We start from the raw sequence: 15,022 nt of genomic DNA, 5'->3' as shown, positions 1-15,022 counted from the left end.
CTCTGTCCCTCAGCGGTGTTCAGTTTGCCAGTTGAAATTAATCTCCGGGTCGTTCCACGGAATGCGGTATTCATCCGGTGCGTCCGGGGAGTAAGACTGGGTGGTTAAGTAGACGATGGTCAGCGGTTCGTTGCCGAGGACGCGGTACCCGTGGGCCACTCCCCGGGGGATCAACAACACGCTCGGATTTTCCTCGCCCATGTAAAACACATTCGTTTCTTTAAATGTACGACTGTCCTCCCGCATGTCGACCAACACGACCTGTGCGTTTCCCGAAGGAAAAAACCAGATGTCATCCTGTTTTTTGTGGTAGTGAAACGCCTTGATGACGCCGGGGTAGGACATCGAAACGGACATCTGCCCAAACCGCTCCAAGAGTCCTTCGTCGTCCCGCACCAGTTCGGCAAAGTATCCGCGGTCATCACAATGCTTTACCAGTTGTTTGTGACGGACACCGTCAATCACGTGTATCCTCCTTCCACTGTTTGCTCATCTCCCTGACGCCTTCCCGCCAGTGAGGCAAAGGCGCTACGTTTTGTGCCGGAAGACTGACGGAACTGAGCACCGAATAACGGGGTCGTCGCGCCTTTTGTCCGAATTGTGACGACGTAGTCGGTACAATCTGCGCTTTTAGTAACATCTGTCTCGCAATCTCTTTGGCAAACTGGTACCACGTGCACGCCCCGCTGTTCGCCGTGTGAAACGTGCCGTAACACCGCGTTGCGATCAATTCCTTTATTGTCGACACTAAATGTCCGGCGTACGTCGGGGAACCGGTCTGATCGTTGACGACGGGAATGCGGGACACAGTGCGTCCCTTGTCGACGATCGCTTTAAAAAAATTGTGACCGTGAACGCCGTACAGCCATGACGTGCGCAAAATGAAATGTTCGGGACAAAACTGGCGCACAAGCTGTTCTCCTGCTTCCTTCGAACGTCCGTAGACGTTGAGTGGAGCAGGTTGGTCCCATTCGTCATATCCGCCCCCCTTCCGCTCACCGCCGAAAACGTAATCGGTGCTCACATACACCATCACGGCGCCTATCTCACGGCAAGACGCGGCGACGTTTCGGGCACCGTAGGCATTGACGCGGTAAGCGACGATAGGTTCGTCTTCCGCTCGGTCAACGTGCGTGTAGGCCGCACAGTGGATCACGACGTCGGGCCGTTCACACTGTAACAAGTCTCGCGTCCGTTCCCCGTCCGTCACGTCCCACTCATCCCGGGAGAAGCCGCGCACGTCGTCAGACGGACTGAAGCGGCTCAATACTTCCTGTCCAAGCTGTCCTGCGGCGCCGTTTACGAAAATTTTCATAACCCTCCCCTTCCGTTAGATGTGATGAGTCGCGTTCTTTCCCCAGCTTTCATCTTTGACGCCTGGTTTAGCCAGTCGCGTCACGGGATGACGGCGGTGTGAACGCCAGTTCCGCGTTAGCGGCAAGCTGGTTTGCCCTCAACAGCGACTCCGGCGTTCCCGCATCCGTCCACCAGCCGTTTAAAATATCGTATGTCAACTGGCTGCAGCGAATGTAAGCGTTGTTAACGTCTGTAATTTCGTATTCGCCTCGCTCGGACGGTTCAAGTTCGTCGATCAAGTCAAAGACGAGGGGGTCAAACATGTAGATGCCGGTGACGCAGTACGGGCTTTTTGGAGATGCCGGTTTTTCTTCAATTGACAAGATGCGGTTGTCTTTTACTTCTGCAACGCCAAAGCGCTGTGGGTTGGCGACTTCTTTTAAAAGCAACTTCGCGCCCCTCTGCTGTTTTCGAAAGTCGTGGACGAACGGTGTGAGGTCGTCTTCGAAAATGTTGTCACCCAAGAGGACGACGCATTTGTCGTTTCCCACGAACGTACGGGCCATTCCGAGAGCCTGAGCAATGCCCAAAGGTTGATCCTGTACGCGGTACGTAAACTGTGCGGAAAACGCCTTTCCGCTGCCGAGGAGACGAACAACGTCACCGATGTGTTCGACGCCGGTGATGATGAGAATCTCCTGTATGCCGCTTTGAACGAGCTTGGAAATCGGGTGGTAAATCATCGGATAACGGCCGACGGGGAGTAAATGTTTGTTGGTCACTTTCGTCATCGGGTACAGCCGCGACCCGGTTCCACCGGCGAGTATGACGCCTTTCATCAGTGGCCCTCCTTCACCGAGATGCAACGTCGCGCTTTATCTTATTCAACGCGAGGTCCGGCCGCGACAGCCCGTATTTTAGGCCTGCCAAGTTGGGTGACTACCTAACACTGTCCTAAACGTTTGCACATATAGTGAACTGAGCGATTATCCCCAGTGAATTCAAAAGGAGGGGGTTTCTCTGAAAACAGTCAGTCTCCGCTCGGTTTGCAGCATTATTGAAGGTAAGCTGATAAAAGGCAGGACAGACACCACGGTCTCATCTGTCAACTATGGAAGGCCCAAATATGTACGCCGTCATCAACTTTACTTTTTTGGGAAAAAAACGTCTTTTGATAAACAGTACGCCGCTGTGAAGCAGGTCAGACCTCTCGCGGTTGTCATTCCATCCCGTTACCGCCATCTGTCGTTTCCGGCCGAAACAGCCGTCATTCAAGTAAGCGATCCATACAGGTCTTTCTGGCGTTTAGGATTGTGGAATTTTCGCCAATACCCGGTCAAGACCGTCGCTATTACCGGCAGCGCCGGAAAGTCGACGACGACGTCGATGGTCGCCTCCGTGTTGAAAAGACGGTACCCGATTGTAAAAACAGAAGGCAATTTGAATACCGCGAGTTTCTTGCCCACCTACTTGTGCCGGCTCTCTTCCAAACATCGCGTACTTCTGTTGGAAATGGGGATGAAATCGCTGGGCAACATCGCCAAGCAATGCCGGGTCGTGAGACCGCAGGTTGGCGCCGTGACCAACGTCGGAGAAGCTCACTACGGAAGCGTCGGCGGGGCACACAATATTGTGAAAGCGAAACAAGAGTTGATCGATGGAATGCGTGACGGGGGCGTCGTGTGGCTCAATGCCGACAATGATCGCTCTCGAAAGCTGCGAACTGAACACGTGAACGTGTCCCGCTACTGGTTTGGCATCGATCAACCCGCCCACGTACAAGGATCACACATTCGGTACACTTCCAGAGGTATGTCCTTTCACGTGCATGTCAACGGCCGAACGTATTCGTTTACGATCCCGGCTTTCGGGAAACACAACGTGTACAACGCCCTGGCCGCCATCGGCATCTGTTACGCCATGGGCTTTAGTATGGCTGAGATCCAGAAAGGCCTGTCCATGTTTAAACAGCCGCACATGCGGCTGCAACTCGTAAAAGGTGTGAGGGGGACACTGCTCATTAACGACGCGTGGAACGCTAATCCGACCTCCATGATCGCCGGGTTAAACGTCCTCAACGCACTGTCTGGAAACCGAAAATCGATTGCCGTCCTCGGTGACATGAAAGAACTGGGAAGTTACACGCAGCAAGCGTACAACCGAGTGGGTGACTACATTGCGCGCCACCCGGTGGACCAACTGGTCACCGTAGGCCGCTATGCAAATCTCATTGCGCGCCGCGCCGTGAGCAAAGGGTTCAATCCACAAAAAGCGGTCAGTTTTCGCACACGGGAAGCTGCCCTGCGCCATTTGCTCCGTGCTCCCTCCGGAAGCGTCATCTACTTTAAAGCTTCCAGAAGTTTGCACTTTGAAAAATTAGTCAAACAGCTAAAAGCTGGATAAGGGCCGCTCGGTCCCTTACGGCTTTAACAGTCGGTTGTACAGTGTAGCGTAACTTTCAGCCGTCCGTTCCCACGTAAAGTGCGCTTCAACTCGGCGGCGTCCTGCTTTTCCGAACGATCGGCGTTTCTCAGCATCCGTGAGCAATTCGATGATTTTCTCCGCCAACGATTGGACAGACGAATTCGGCGGAACTAAATAACCCGTTTTGCCGTGCTCTACAATTTCTTTTATCCCCCCGACATCGTGGGCGACGACGGGAAGAGAGCTGGCCATCGCTTCTACGTTGACTAGACCGAAGGCCTCTTTGCCGACGGAAGGGGTGACGAAGACATCGCCAACACTGTAGCAGTCTTGAACGCTTTGCGGCGATACGAACGGCACAAAGCGGACGGCGTCCCCCAATTTGGAAGCGTGTCTTTTAATTTGGCGAACGTATGCCGTGTCAACATTTCTGCCGTAATAGGGGCTGCCGACGACGACGAGGGCCACATCCGGTACTTCTTTTCGCACGTGTTCCAATGCGGCCAATAAGATGTGCACCCCTTTTTGCGGGATGAGACGGCCGACAAACAACACGGTCGGTTGATCGGATAGCCCCCATTGCTCTCTCAGCCGTTTGCGGGTCGCGCCGTTTTTATCGACCGGACGAAAAGTTTCCACGTCCACACCGAGGTGTATCCGGTGAATTTTGTGTGCGTGTCGCGGTACCCTTTGCTGTACCTCGCCCTTTAGAAAATCACTGTTTGTCACAACGGCGTCGCAGGCGGCGACTATCTGTTCTAGGGCGTGACGTGGCAAGATCTCAGGGGAAATGTAGGTGACAGAGTGGAGAGAAAGCACGATACGCCCTTCTGGATGTGCTTTCCGCACGACCGGAACAAACGTCGGACGGTTTTCGATCTGGATGACGTCACTGGGAAACCGGCGCATCTGGGCCGCTGTCTGTCGTAAATAGGACGCTCTGTCACTTTCGTTAACCGGAATGAAGACTGGGTCCGTTTTCTTCCCTTCTTTCAGGGGTGCGACTCCGACGACCCGCACGCCCGTTTTCGGTGCCAGGGCGTTTGCCAGACGTGTCGCCGTTGTTTCCACTGATCCACTTCTGTATGATACGAGCGGCAGGGAACCGGGAGTTACGATCGTCACGGACGGCAATTTCCGGGTGAAAGTAGATTTTTGCTTTTTCTTTAAAAAGGCGGCGTATTCCATCGGTCGGCGAAAGGAGTTGTGCCACGTGTTGAGCTCTCCTGCATGGCGGAAAGTGATGCGCAAGTCCCGTCCGTTGACTTCGATAAACCAAATGTGTCCGTCTTCATCTACGGCCAGATCCAATCCGAGATCTGCACAAGTGGGGTCGTGCTTCTCTAACTGGGCGGCGACACGGATGGCGACATCTCGCATTTGGGCGTAAATGGCGTCGTGTTGGTGTGGAAACCGCTTTTTTAGCAACGGTCGAGCCGGCACACACGTTCCACCTGCTGCAACGTTGGTGACAATCGCCCGGTCTAACCCAACCCTGGCGACAATGCCTGTCACTCCCCACTCTCCCCTCCCCCTTTTTGAACGGACACTCTGAAGTCGATAGGACGTCTGTCCTCGTGAACGACTGATATCGCCTGCTGAACGAGGTAGCGGTTGTCGCATATGTGGCGAATGAAAGGAAGTGCTTTTTCCTGGTCCAGTGTGCGCTGATAAACGGAACCGTTTTTTTGGAAACGAATCTGCCACTTATTTTCGGGCAACGCTGCACATTTCAGAACCCCTCGACCCAAACTTTTGGCGAACGGCTTTAAGTAAAGGGCTGGATACTGCTTGATCAGTTTAGAGACAGTTGCGGGCTTTAACTGTTCTGTATCTGGCAAATGCGGGGTGAGGTCTGGACACTGCTTTAACAGGCGCGAGACTTGTAGTTTATTGAAGTAGTTCGTGCCGTTAAATACTTCAGTGTGGGGGATGCGGCGCAACCGAGCGAGCGGTTTATCGTGCAATGGGCTTAAACGCGTCCGGTTGTGAATGACAGTAGGAAGAGGCAGCTCCTTTTGTACATACGTATGTCCGCTTTTTACGTACCCGTTAACCGTCAAATTGTGAAATTGAACGTGTTTCAGATTAAAAAAAACAGGACGCAGCCCGTTTTGCCGGGCGAATTTTTCATACAGCGGCATGACTTCGTACGTTTTTTTTCCCGTCAAACAGGCGGCTAAGTTTGCCGAACTGAATAAGATACCAACATCGCGGTTCATATCACCCCTCCTGCTTTCTTTCCGTCTTTGTGACAACACCATGCGGCGGAGCGGGACAAACGGCTTCCGGATACTCATACACAATGATATGGCCCGTTCTGGCAAAAGGTAACGGGGACAGGTGGCTTATTGTCGCGAGCGTTGCGTCCAATCGACTTGCATCATCACGGCATACTCTTGTATCAAGAGGTGATGCAAAGTGATAGATTCGAACCGATCCGGCTACTATACGTTTCTATTTCGCAATACGCCCAATATTAATAGAATGCGACAACTCGGCTGTTCCGTGTACTACGTAAGCCCGACGAACAAGATCGTTTCGGCACGGGTTCCGTCCAAGAAACGACTAAACCAGATTTTAGCCGACCCTAATCTGCGTTGCGCTGAGAAAGATTGCCAACTGATGTTGCCCCAGCCCAAGCTAAAAAAAGTCTTTTCCCGCAAATCCTACCGCACAAACAGTCCGTCCTTTTTGGTCAAGGCTGACAGTCAACTGTTGACTTGGAATGTCGCACGTGTTTTGGGCGGCAGGCCGAGACCTAACGACGGAAAGCACGTCAAGGTCGGGGTGATCGACACTGGGATTGACTTAAAGCATCCTGATTTGGCCGCAAACGTAAAAGGCGGAGTCAACTTGGTAAATCCCACGTCTGCTCCGCAGGACGACAACGGGCACGGTAGCCACGTTGCCGGAATTATCGGGGCAGTCAACAACGGGAGGGGCGTCGTCGGGGTAGCTGGAGGGGTGTCCCTCTACGCCATCAAAGTGTTAAACCAAAACGGTACTGGGACGTTGACGACGCTAATTAAAGGGATTGAATGGGGCATACGGCACAACATGCACATCTTGAATATCAGTGTCAGCGGTGGCCAGACGGTACCGGTCGTCATGAGAGACGCCATTCACAGGGCTGTGAGAAACGGGATTGTCGTCGTCGCTTCGGCAGGCAATCACGGCGACTCACAAGGGAAGGGGGATACGGTGCAAATGCCAGGCCGATTGCCTAACACGATCGCAGTCGCTGCACTCGACCGCAACAATCAGCGTGCACCGTTCTCTTCGACGGGTCCAAGCGTCGACATCGCGGCTCCGGGAGTGAACATATTAAGCACTTTTAAAGACGGGCGATACGCCAGTTTAAGCGGAACGTCGATGGCTGCTCCCCACGTCAGCGGAGCGGCGGCCATTCTCAAACGGCGGTATCCAAAGGTAACGCCTCTTCAAGTGAAACAAATACTGCAAAAACATGCGATCGATCTTCCACCAAAAGGGGTTGACCGACTGACGGGAGCTGGGCTCGTTCAAGTCAGATAGGTGTCTTGTCGTGTTGCGGCACAAGCAAGACGCAATCGTGTAGGGGACGTTTGGGACATCTCCTTGCTCTTGCCACATCGAGCATCACGATAAAAGCTACCCCACAGTGGGGGTAGCTTTTTACTCACGTGCACTTGCTGTTTATCTCCGGGCCTGCGGCGGGGCGGTCTCCTTCTTTGTTGTCGTCTTACGCGGACGGCGGTGTCAATCGTACGGGTCGCTTCAGTTGCACACTTCCCTAACCTTTACGATTTCAGCCAGTTGTAAAAAGGAAAGTCATCTGTGTGCTGCCTTTTGTCAGTCGACTGGTAGATGGACCCTTTTTTGCGAAACTTCAAAGCGTGTTGTTTCGCCTGTTCGACAGTATTCACATTGTTTTTCTTCCATTCCAGTAAGATGCGGTCGATATACTTGAAGTTTAACTTGCCGGTAAAAACTGCTTCCTTCAAAGCTGCCAGGATGAGCTCGTCACTCAGCCTGTCCTCTTCAAGCCATTTGACTAATATTTCGCATTCCATCGGTGAAAGGGGGCGTCCGAACTCTTGTTCAAACGTCGTCACCAGACCGGCTTCTCGCTCTTCTTCTTTCTGGATGACATGTGCACCCATTTGCTGTATGTAACGATCTGCCAGTTTTTCGAACAGCGGTCGAACATCGTACCGGCTCCCGAGCCGCCCGTTTTCATCTGTTTCTTCCACGATGGAAATGTACTTTTTACTGACGAGTTCGCGCAAATGTCTGACGACGTCCTTCGCCGGAACCGCCATTCTCTCTTGCAATTCGTGAACGGTTGGGAACGTCTTTCCTTCCATTTGCCTGAAAGAGAGGATGTGCATGAGCAACATCGCCTCTGCCTCGCTCAAATTCAACTGTTTATAAAACTTCAACAACCCGTACGGAATGTTGACAGTGCCGGTTTGGAATAACGTCACCATCAACTCGCGCCAGTCATTTCGGTTCATCTTCGCCATGTCCCAACACCTCTATCTCCTATCATAGCAACTCGACGTCTCGAATGACAGACTTGACAAACGAAAGAGAGAGTACCAGACTAGTAAGGGGTTTGTCTCGTTAGAAGAAAGGGGATCGTCATGCAGCGATCGCAAGTCGCGGCATTTTTGCTTACGCTGATACTCACCTTCGTCTTAGGTGCTTGTCAAATGCCGCCAACTGACCAGTCGGAACTGGAAAGGGAAGAGACGTCTGACGAGATGTCAGAAGGTAAGGCTGTCGAACGGGAACCGCCTCCGGCGAAACGCGTGACTCTTGCGGCCACAGGGGACATTATGGTACACAGCACTCAAATAAAAGCGGCCAGACAGCACGACGGAAGTTACGATTTTAACAGTGTGTTTCAAGATATTCAGCCGTACTTGGAAGCGGCTGATTTAACCTTTGCCAACCTTGAAACGACGTTTGGCGGAAGTGAACCGTATACGGGTTACCCTTTGTTTAACGCCCCGGACGCAATGGCAGACGCCCTTAAAAACGCGGGATTTGACATCATTCAAACAGCCAACAACCATACGATGGACTCGAAAGCGAAAGGAGCCGTGCGCACGTACAACGTTTTGCGGGAAAAAGGCTTGAGTCCTGTCGGGACGGCGGCGACGCCCGAAGACCGCAAACCGCTCATTGTCGAAAAAAACGGCATCAAGCTCGCATTTCTCGCCTACACGTACGGGACAAACGGCATACCCGTCCCGGAAGACCAGCCGTACCTGGTTAACCTCATCGATGAAGACGTGATTGCACAAGACATCCAACAGTCGAAGAAAGACGGCGCCGAGTTTATCATTGTCGGGCTTCACTTCGGAAATGAGTTTGATCGCGAACCGAATGAGGAGCAGCGGCAACTCGTCAACCGGGTGTTTGAGATGGGCGCGGACGTCATTTTGGGGGGACATCCGCACGTTCTGCAACCGATGGAACAGATGGAAGTCGGTGGCGAAAAGAAGTTTGTGATATACTCCCTCGGCAACTTTGTCTCAAACCAGTTTTCGTATACAGTATCCAACCCTTATGCCAATAAGGGAGTCATCCTGTACCTCGATATTGAGAAGCATGCCGAAGACGAGACGGTCGCTTTAAAAGAGGTTCGCTTTCTGCCTACCGTCGTCCACCGATATGAACAAAACGGCATCGGGTATACCATTCTTCCTATTGAAGAAAAACACGTCACTAGCGAATCACTGCCGTACGAGTACCCTGGCCTCACGTTCAACATGGTCCGGGAAGCGTGGGAGCAGACGACTGCGCACATGGAACAATATGAAAGTTTCCCAGTCTTTCACTTGGAGGAAGCTGATTGAAAACGTGAAATGGGTGGGCGATATCCAATCGCCCACCCATTTGGTTTCTATGGTCAACGACGCTTAATCACAATCCCATTTTTTGTCGTGTTTAAAATGTTTGTCCTTGTGGAATTTACAGTGACAAAATCTGCGTCGACGAGGAATGCGGCGTCTGCGTGGAATGCGTCGACGACGCGGGAAGCGGCGTCGACGGTGACAGTCGTCTCTGCGACTCAACTGATCACCTCCTCTTTGTCGAGGTACTACTAATCTATGAATCTCACTGTGAAAACGTTATAGATACGAGGCCAAACTATGAGCCTTTTTTTTAATAGATTCAAATAAAAACCGACACCGAGACGACAAAGCGTATCGTCTCCGGTGTCGGTGAAAATACTTGCAAACTTCACTGTCGTGCGATAAACCGTTCAATGCGGTCCAATGCTTCAACCAACTGTTCCATGGAGGTGGCGTAAGAAAGTCGAATGTGAAGCGGGGCGCCGAAAGCATTTCCCGGCACAACGGCCACATGTACTTCTTCCAAAAGTGCTTTGCTCCAGTCGCTGGCATCGCGAAAGCGGCTGTTCGCATCAGCAATGACCTCGCTCACGTTGGCAAATACGTAAAAGGCTCCTTGCGGCTTGACAGCCTTGATCCCTTTGATTTGGTTGATGCGTTCGACGACGTAATTGCGGCGTTCCACGAACGCTTGTTTCATCCGAGCCACTGGTTCTTGTGTTCCGGTGATGGCTGCGTATGCAGCATGCTGGGCGACAGATGACGGGTTGGACGTACTGTGGCTGGCGATCCCCGTCATCGCTTGAATGACGTCACGGTTTCCCGCTGCGTATCCGATCCGCCAGCCGGTCATGGAATACGTCTTAGACACGCCATTAATCACAAACGTATTAGTGTACAGGTCATCGCTTAAACTGGCAATGCTCACGTGTTCACCTTCGTAAATCAGTTGTTCGTATATTTCATCTGACACAATTCCGATGCCGTGAGTTAGGCAAATGTCACCTAAGGCCTGCAATTCGTCGCGCGTGTAAATCATGCCAGTCGGATTGGAGGGGCTGTTCAGGAGAAACAGTTTCGTTTTGTCCGTTATGGCTTGTTCCAGTTGCTCCGGTGACACTTTAAACAGTCGCTCTTCACTCGTCTCCACAATGACCGGACGCCCGCCGGCAAGTTTGACCTGTTCGATGTAGCTCACCCAGTACGGCGCAGGGATGATCACTTCATCCCCGGGGTTGATCACCGCTTGAAATAAATTGTACAACGCGTGTTTGGCTCCGCTCGTCACGATAATTTGGTTCACATCGTACGTTAAACCGTTATCTTTTTTTAGTTTTTCGGCGATGGCTTCCCTCAGCTCTACTGTCCCCCGGCAGCTGTGTACTTCGTGTACCCGGCTTGTGCCGCTTTCGCCGCAGCCTCGAGAATGTGCTCCGGCGTGTTAAAGTCCGGTTCTCCAGCCCCCAGTCCGATGACGTCCAATCCCTTTGCCCGCATTTCCTTGGCCGTCGCTGTAATGGCCAACGTTGCAGACGGAGTGAGTTGCTGTGCACGATCAGATAATTGCAATATTCTGTTCCCCTTCCTGGTCCTATCTTGAATAGAGTATCATTACAAGTATACATTGTAGCACACTGATCTTTTTTCGGCGATTTGTTTAAAAAAACGCGGAACATGGAGTGTATCTATTTCACAAAGGATACAAAATCGCTGGGATTTTTTATGCCGTGATCAACCAACTGTCGCGCGGGAGGTTTTCTCCACCATGTCTTGCAACCAGTCCGGGATATCGGCATCGTCAGACATGTTCAGCATGTCAATCAACTCCGAATCGGAAACAGCCGAACGGGCACCGGTTAATCGGTTATGGTCACCGCCAACCTCTCCGAACCCCTGCGTATGTTTTTTATAGCTTTCGAAACCGTAGGGCAAATTGTTCCCTATATTGACGCACGAGGCCCCCTCTACCGAGCCGATGCGAATGTGTCCGATATAAAAAGTCGGTGATGTGAGAGACATCGCCATCATCCTTTCTCGTCGTTGTGACAACCGCTAAATCGAAAGCGGAAACCGTTAGCTGTTGTTTCCATGTGACTGCTGTAACGAGCGGCTCCCTCCGTTGGCCTGCTTTCGTCAGGAGTGTCCTTGCCGCCTCGGGTTTTGTCTTCAGGTTTTGCCGAGGTTTCCGTCTGTTCGTCATCCTGTATGACGCGAACCCCAAAATTGTTTCCCAAGTTCAAAGCGCCGCTGACGGTATCAATGTCCAAACGTTCCAACTGAAACGTAAGCTCTTCCAAAACCGGGTTGTGCGCATGTAAATGATCAATGTTCACTGTGTAGGCAGAATGTTTTTGTGAAAGTTCGTCTAACGTCTGTTCTATTTTTTTGAGGCGTTCTTGTAACGCCTTCATTTGCTTTGCGTGCCGCCTCGCAAACATTTGTGACGTATCATTCCTCACGAAATAGTTGTCTCGGTAATAAATATACCGTAGCGCTATGTGCTTTCGACGACCGTCTGTTTCACCCACTGGTCAATGCCATCGGAATCTAGAAGCGCGTTGACACCTTCTGTCGCGACGTTCGCGTTTCCCGTAAAGGTGCCGAATCCTTCATTTTGTTTGTTGCTGTAGCGCCATTTGTGTTGTACGTTCTGTCCGGAAAACACACCGGACACGTTGGATACGGCATGAATCTCTAACCGTTTTAAATGAATGTGTGCCACAAAGGATCCCTCCGAACGCATTTTATTACAGTTTATTGGTATGTGGTCGGGATTATATCAAAATGTTGAGACTGCAAGAGGAGGCAGCGCAAATGTCTGGATCACAGAGAAAGTTTAATCCGTTTGATTCAAACTGGAAAGACTTCGAAAAAAACTTTATGCGGGGATACAGAGACGCTTTCAACTACGATTTGTCGTGGCTAGATGGTTATATCCAAAACATGATCTCCCAGGCGATCCCGTCTAGTCAGCATTTTAGCGGGTTTACACAAAATCGCCTGCGTCCCGACGTGTTTGAAACCCATCAAGACATGATCGTACGCGTCCGCATCCCGGAACGGGCCAACACGCGAAAACTGGGAGTCGCTTTTAACAGCGCGAATAAAGTGCGCATATCCGGGCTCGGGGATCGGGATGAGACGATTTCACTCCCTGCGGCCGGCCGATACGACGGAAGCAAGGCATTTTTTAAAGATGGAATTTTGGAAATTCGCATTCCGAAGGAATTGAACGAAGCATACCAAGACATCTACATCCAGTATATGTAGCCGTGCACAAAAAAGGCGGTTCCGCTTCTGGAACCACCACACACCACCATGTTCAATGAGCACATGCATGGGGATCGCCCCTTTTTCCCTCCCTTGTTCTGCGTGAAGCATGTTTCGGAAACGGTCGCCTGAGATAACTTCTTCTGCCAGCAAAATGGAGAGCGCCTCGGAATACACGTGTTCATAGTCCTTGAGCAGCTGCTTCGTCTCTTCTAACAAGCGGTTTAGAATACGGGAAGATTCTTCTTGCAATTTGTCTTTGTTGACGAGCTCCTTGTTGACAATGCCCAAATCCGACAGACCGCTGTCAATGAGCATCGCTGCGTGTCGGTTTGCTTGTTCAAAATCGTTGCGCGACCCCGTACTGCGGTTGCCGTAAACCATTTCTTCTGCAAGGGCACCGGCCAGCGCCACTTTTATCTGTCCTTCGATTTCATCCCGCGTGTACAAGTACTGATCCCGCATCGGGTTTTGCCGCACGTACCCGAGTGCTTTCCCCCTCGGACTCAACGCCACTTGCGAAACGGAGCCGGGACGCACGATTTCCGATACGATGGCGTGACCGAGTTCGTGTACCGCAACCCGTTCCCGTTCCTCTTCTGTCGCCTGGCGGTCGGTTTTTTCACCCATCATCACCTTGTCGACGGCATCCGAAAGGTGCTGTTGCCGGATAACGCCGCTTTTTTCCCGCAAGGCGTAAATGGCCGCTTCGTTGGCCACACTTTCGAGCTGTGCGCCGGAAAAGCCGAACGTCTCCCGGGCAATTTCCTCGATGTCGACGTCGTCACCCAGCGGCTTGTTCGCTAAATGCAGTTTTAAAATGTGTTGGCGTGCGGATTTGTCAGGCAAGTCGACGAGAATGTGCCGGTCAAATCTCCCCGGACGGGTAAGGGCCTTGTCTAACATGTCGGGACGGTTGGTCGCTGCCACAACAAGGATCTGCACGTCACTGGACGTATCGATGCCGTCCATTTCCGTCAACAGCTGGTTTAACGTCTGATCGTATTCCCGATGTTGACTGCCTTCGCGCTTTCCGCCAATGACGTCAATTTCGTCAATGAATACGATAGCGCTCTTTTTTCGATTCTTTTTGGCCAGTTGCCGGGCTTCGCGAAACAAATCGCGGATGCGCTTGGCACCGACACCGACGTACATTTCCACAAATTCGCTGCCCGAAGTCGAGACAAAGACGGAATCGGTATAGTGAGCGGCGGCCTTGGCCATCAGCGTCTTCCCCGTTCCCGGTGGGCCGGAAAGCAACAGGCCTTTAATCGGACGTATGCCGTACGCTTCGATCTCATCGCGCTGTACCAAGAAATTGAGGGCCTCTGTCAATTCTTCCTTCGTCCGTTCGTGTCCGCCGACGTCGTCAAAAGTGGTGTGGGGCACCCCCTCCCGCGACGATGTCCGCTTCACTTTGCCGAAACCGAACGACGGACCGCGCATGTGCATAAACATCCACAGCCCCGTGACGGCCAAAATGAATACGATGAGCGGAATAAAATTCTGGCCGAGAAATGCCAGGAAGACGACGACGGCCGCCGTTATGCCGAGTGTAGCCTCCTTAAGCATCGGCGTACACCTCCGACCGATTCTGTTCTAAGGGCATGGCGCGAAACAGGCTTTCATTTTCGGCGTGTTTTTCCCGTAACCACACGTACAGGAAGTTTTCGTCCATGGCAACTTGAAGGTCCACGTCCTTTTCAAGCGATTGCGCTTTCAGCCGTTCCACCATCGCACTGTACTCTTTGTTGGCGATCCCTTCGGCCACAATGAAATAAAGGTCGTGCCACGTCGTTTGCAGGTCGGCGTTCGGCTTGTCCAAAAGGGACAAGGTCACATTTTGCTCACCACTCTCATCTCGAATGCGCTCCATTAAAACGAGGTAGTCCCTCGTCAGCGAAAAGTCGGGTGCCACGTCCAGTTCAACGGTCACACCAGCCGGAGTGACGGTTATATCGTAACGGTTGATATGCTTTTCCCCGTCTAGCAATTCTGCAACCGGTTGTTTCACGTCCAGCCACTGGTATAAAAACCAGCCGCCAAACAAAAAAGCTAAAGCCGTTACAAGGCTCACAACAGCGGGAAACGGACGGATTTTCAATGCCTCGTCCCCCCCTTCTACTACTCTCTCACTGTCGTAAGTATAACATAAAAGGATACGTTCAAATGATGGAAGAATT

At 51.9% G+C, this 15,022-nt stretch carries 14 protein-coding genes and 2 pseudogenes; 4 read left to right on the top strand and 12 right to left on the bottom strand.

From position 1 onward, the window contains the following. Nucleotides 1-9: 9 nt before the first annotated feature. The 3 genes from B0W44_RS14380 to B0W44_RS14370 all read right to left on the bottom strand — a co-directional run bounded on the left by B0W44_RS14380 (nucleotide 10) and on the right by B0W44_RS14370 (nucleotide 2,135). A complete protein-coding gene (locus B0W44_RS14380) occupies nucleotides 10-465 on the bottom strand; it encodes a dTDP-4-dehydrorhamnose 3,5-epimerase family protein (protein WP_077720626.1) in 456 nt (151 codons plus the stop codon). Continuing rightward, a complete protein-coding gene (gene rfbD, locus B0W44_RS14375; RefSeq protein ID WP_077720625.1) occupies nucleotides 458-1,315 on the bottom strand; it encodes a dTDP-4-dehydrorhamnose reductase in 858 nt (285 codons plus the stop codon). Before rfbD ends, B0W44_RS14380 begins: the two co-directional genes overlap by 8 nt. A gap of 67 nt (nucleotides 1,316-1,382) precedes the next feature. Continuing rightward, nucleotides 1,383-2,135 (bottom strand): sugar phosphate nucleotidyltransferase, encoded by a 753-nt coding sequence (locus tag B0W44_RS14370; protein ID WP_077720624.1) that lies wholly within the window; start codon nucleotides 2,133-2,135, stop codon nucleotides 1,383-1,385. A 352-nt stretch (nucleotides 2,136-2,487) separates the two neighbouring features. Between B0W44_RS14370 and B0W44_RS14365 the strand changes: the two genes are divergently transcribed. Beyond that, complete coding sequence (locus tag B0W44_RS14365; RefSeq protein ID WP_169835597.1) at nucleotides 2,488-3,699, top strand: UDP-N-acetylmuramoyl-tripeptide--D-alanyl-D-alanine ligase; 1,212 nt, start codon at nucleotides 2,488-2,490, stop codon at nucleotides 3,697-3,699. Between the two features lie 15 nt (nucleotides 3,700-3,714). Here B0W44_RS14365 and B0W44_RS14360 read toward each other — a convergent pair whose 3' ends face one another. Next, nucleotides 3,715-4,908 carry a glycosyltransferase family 4 protein gene (locus B0W44_RS14360; RefSeq protein ID WP_228441686.1) on the bottom strand — a complete coding sequence of 398 codons (1,194 nt, stop codon included), beginning with the start codon at nucleotides 4,906-4,908 and terminating at the stop codon, nucleotides 3,715-3,717. Nucleotides 4,909-4,947: 39 nt separating this feature from the next. Continuing rightward, nucleotides 4,948-5,864: pseudogene (locus tag B0W44_RS18675) on the bottom strand (YheC/YheD family endospore coat-associated protein); the annotation flags it as partial. Between the two features lie 277 nt (nucleotides 5,865-6,141). On the opposite strand from B0W44_RS18675, the gene B0W44_RS14350 reads away from it, so the two are divergent. Continuing rightward, nucleotides 6,142-7,257 (top strand): S8 family peptidase, encoded by a 1,116-nt coding sequence (locus tag B0W44_RS14350; RefSeq protein ID WP_077720620.1) that lies wholly within the window; start codon nucleotides 6,142-6,144, stop codon nucleotides 7,255-7,257. A gap of 245 nt (nucleotides 7,258-7,502) precedes the next feature. Here the strand turns inward: B0W44_RS14350 and B0W44_RS14345 are convergent, their stop codons facing one another. Beyond that, nucleotides 7,503-8,228 (bottom strand): DnaD domain-containing protein, encoded by a 726-nt coding sequence (locus B0W44_RS14345; RefSeq protein WP_077720619.1) that lies wholly within the window; start codon nucleotides 8,226-8,228, stop codon nucleotides 7,503-7,505. Between the two features lie 120 nt (nucleotides 8,229-8,348). On the opposite strand from B0W44_RS14345, the gene B0W44_RS14340 reads away from it, so the two are divergent. Beyond that, nucleotides 8,349-9,569 carry a CapA family protein gene (locus B0W44_RS14340; protein ID WP_077720618.1) on the top strand — a complete coding sequence of 407 codons (1,221 nt, stop codon included), beginning with the start codon at nucleotides 8,349-8,351 and terminating at the stop codon, nucleotides 9,567-9,569. Between the two features lie 87 nt (nucleotides 9,570-9,656). Beyond that, entirely contained in the window at nucleotides 9,657-9,821 is a 165-nt protein-coding gene (locus B0W44_RS18250; protein ID WP_169835595.1) for a hypothetical protein, read from the top strand. Between the two features lie 136 nt (nucleotides 9,822-9,957). Here B0W44_RS18250 and B0W44_RS14335 read toward each other — a convergent pair. From B0W44_RS14335 to B0W44_RS14310, 6 genes and pseudogenes are all read right to left on the bottom strand, one after another. Then, nucleotides 9,958-11,138 (bottom strand): annotated as a pseudogene (locus B0W44_RS14335) (pyridoxal phosphate-dependent aminotransferase). Between the two features lie 162 nt (nucleotides 11,139-11,300). Beyond that, entirely contained in the window at nucleotides 11,301-11,588 is a 288-nt protein-coding gene (locus tag B0W44_RS14330) for a hypothetical protein (RefSeq protein WP_077720617.1), read from the bottom strand. 5 nt (nucleotides 11,589-11,593) lie between these two features. Then, on the bottom strand, nucleotides 11,594-11,980 hold the full coding sequence (locus B0W44_RS14325) for a hypothetical protein (RefSeq protein WP_149027035.1): 387 nt from the start codon (nucleotides 11,978-11,980) through the stop codon (nucleotides 11,594-11,596). 83 nt (nucleotides 11,981-12,063) lie between these two features. Then, a complete protein-coding gene (locus B0W44_RS14320) occupies nucleotides 12,064-12,291 on the bottom strand; it encodes a hypothetical protein (protein ID WP_077720615.1) in 228 nt (75 codons plus the stop codon). A 425-nt stretch (nucleotides 12,292-12,716) separates the two neighbouring features. After that, nucleotides 12,717-14,411 carry an AAA family ATPase gene (locus B0W44_RS14315; RefSeq protein ID WP_077720614.1) on the bottom strand — a complete coding sequence of 565 codons (1,695 nt, stop codon included), beginning with the start codon at nucleotides 14,409-14,411 and terminating at the stop codon, nucleotides 12,717-12,719. Further along, nucleotides 14,404-14,943 carry a hypothetical protein gene (locus B0W44_RS14310; protein ID WP_077720613.1) on the bottom strand — a complete coding sequence of 180 codons (540 nt, stop codon included), beginning with the start codon at nucleotides 14,941-14,943 and terminating at the stop codon, nucleotides 14,404-14,406. The genes B0W44_RS14315 and B0W44_RS14310 overlap by 8 nt, the downstream gene beginning before the upstream one ends. Nucleotides 14,944-15,022 lie beyond the last annotated feature (79 nt).

This window comes from Novibacillus thermophilus, from assembly GCF_002005165.1.
Taxonomy (GTDB): Bacteria; Bacillota; Bacilli; order Thermoactinomycetales; family Novibacillaceae; genus Novibacillus; species Novibacillus thermophilus.
The sequence above is the reverse complement of the archived record's forward strand: the minus strand, read 5'-3'. Positions and strand labels throughout refer to the sequence as shown.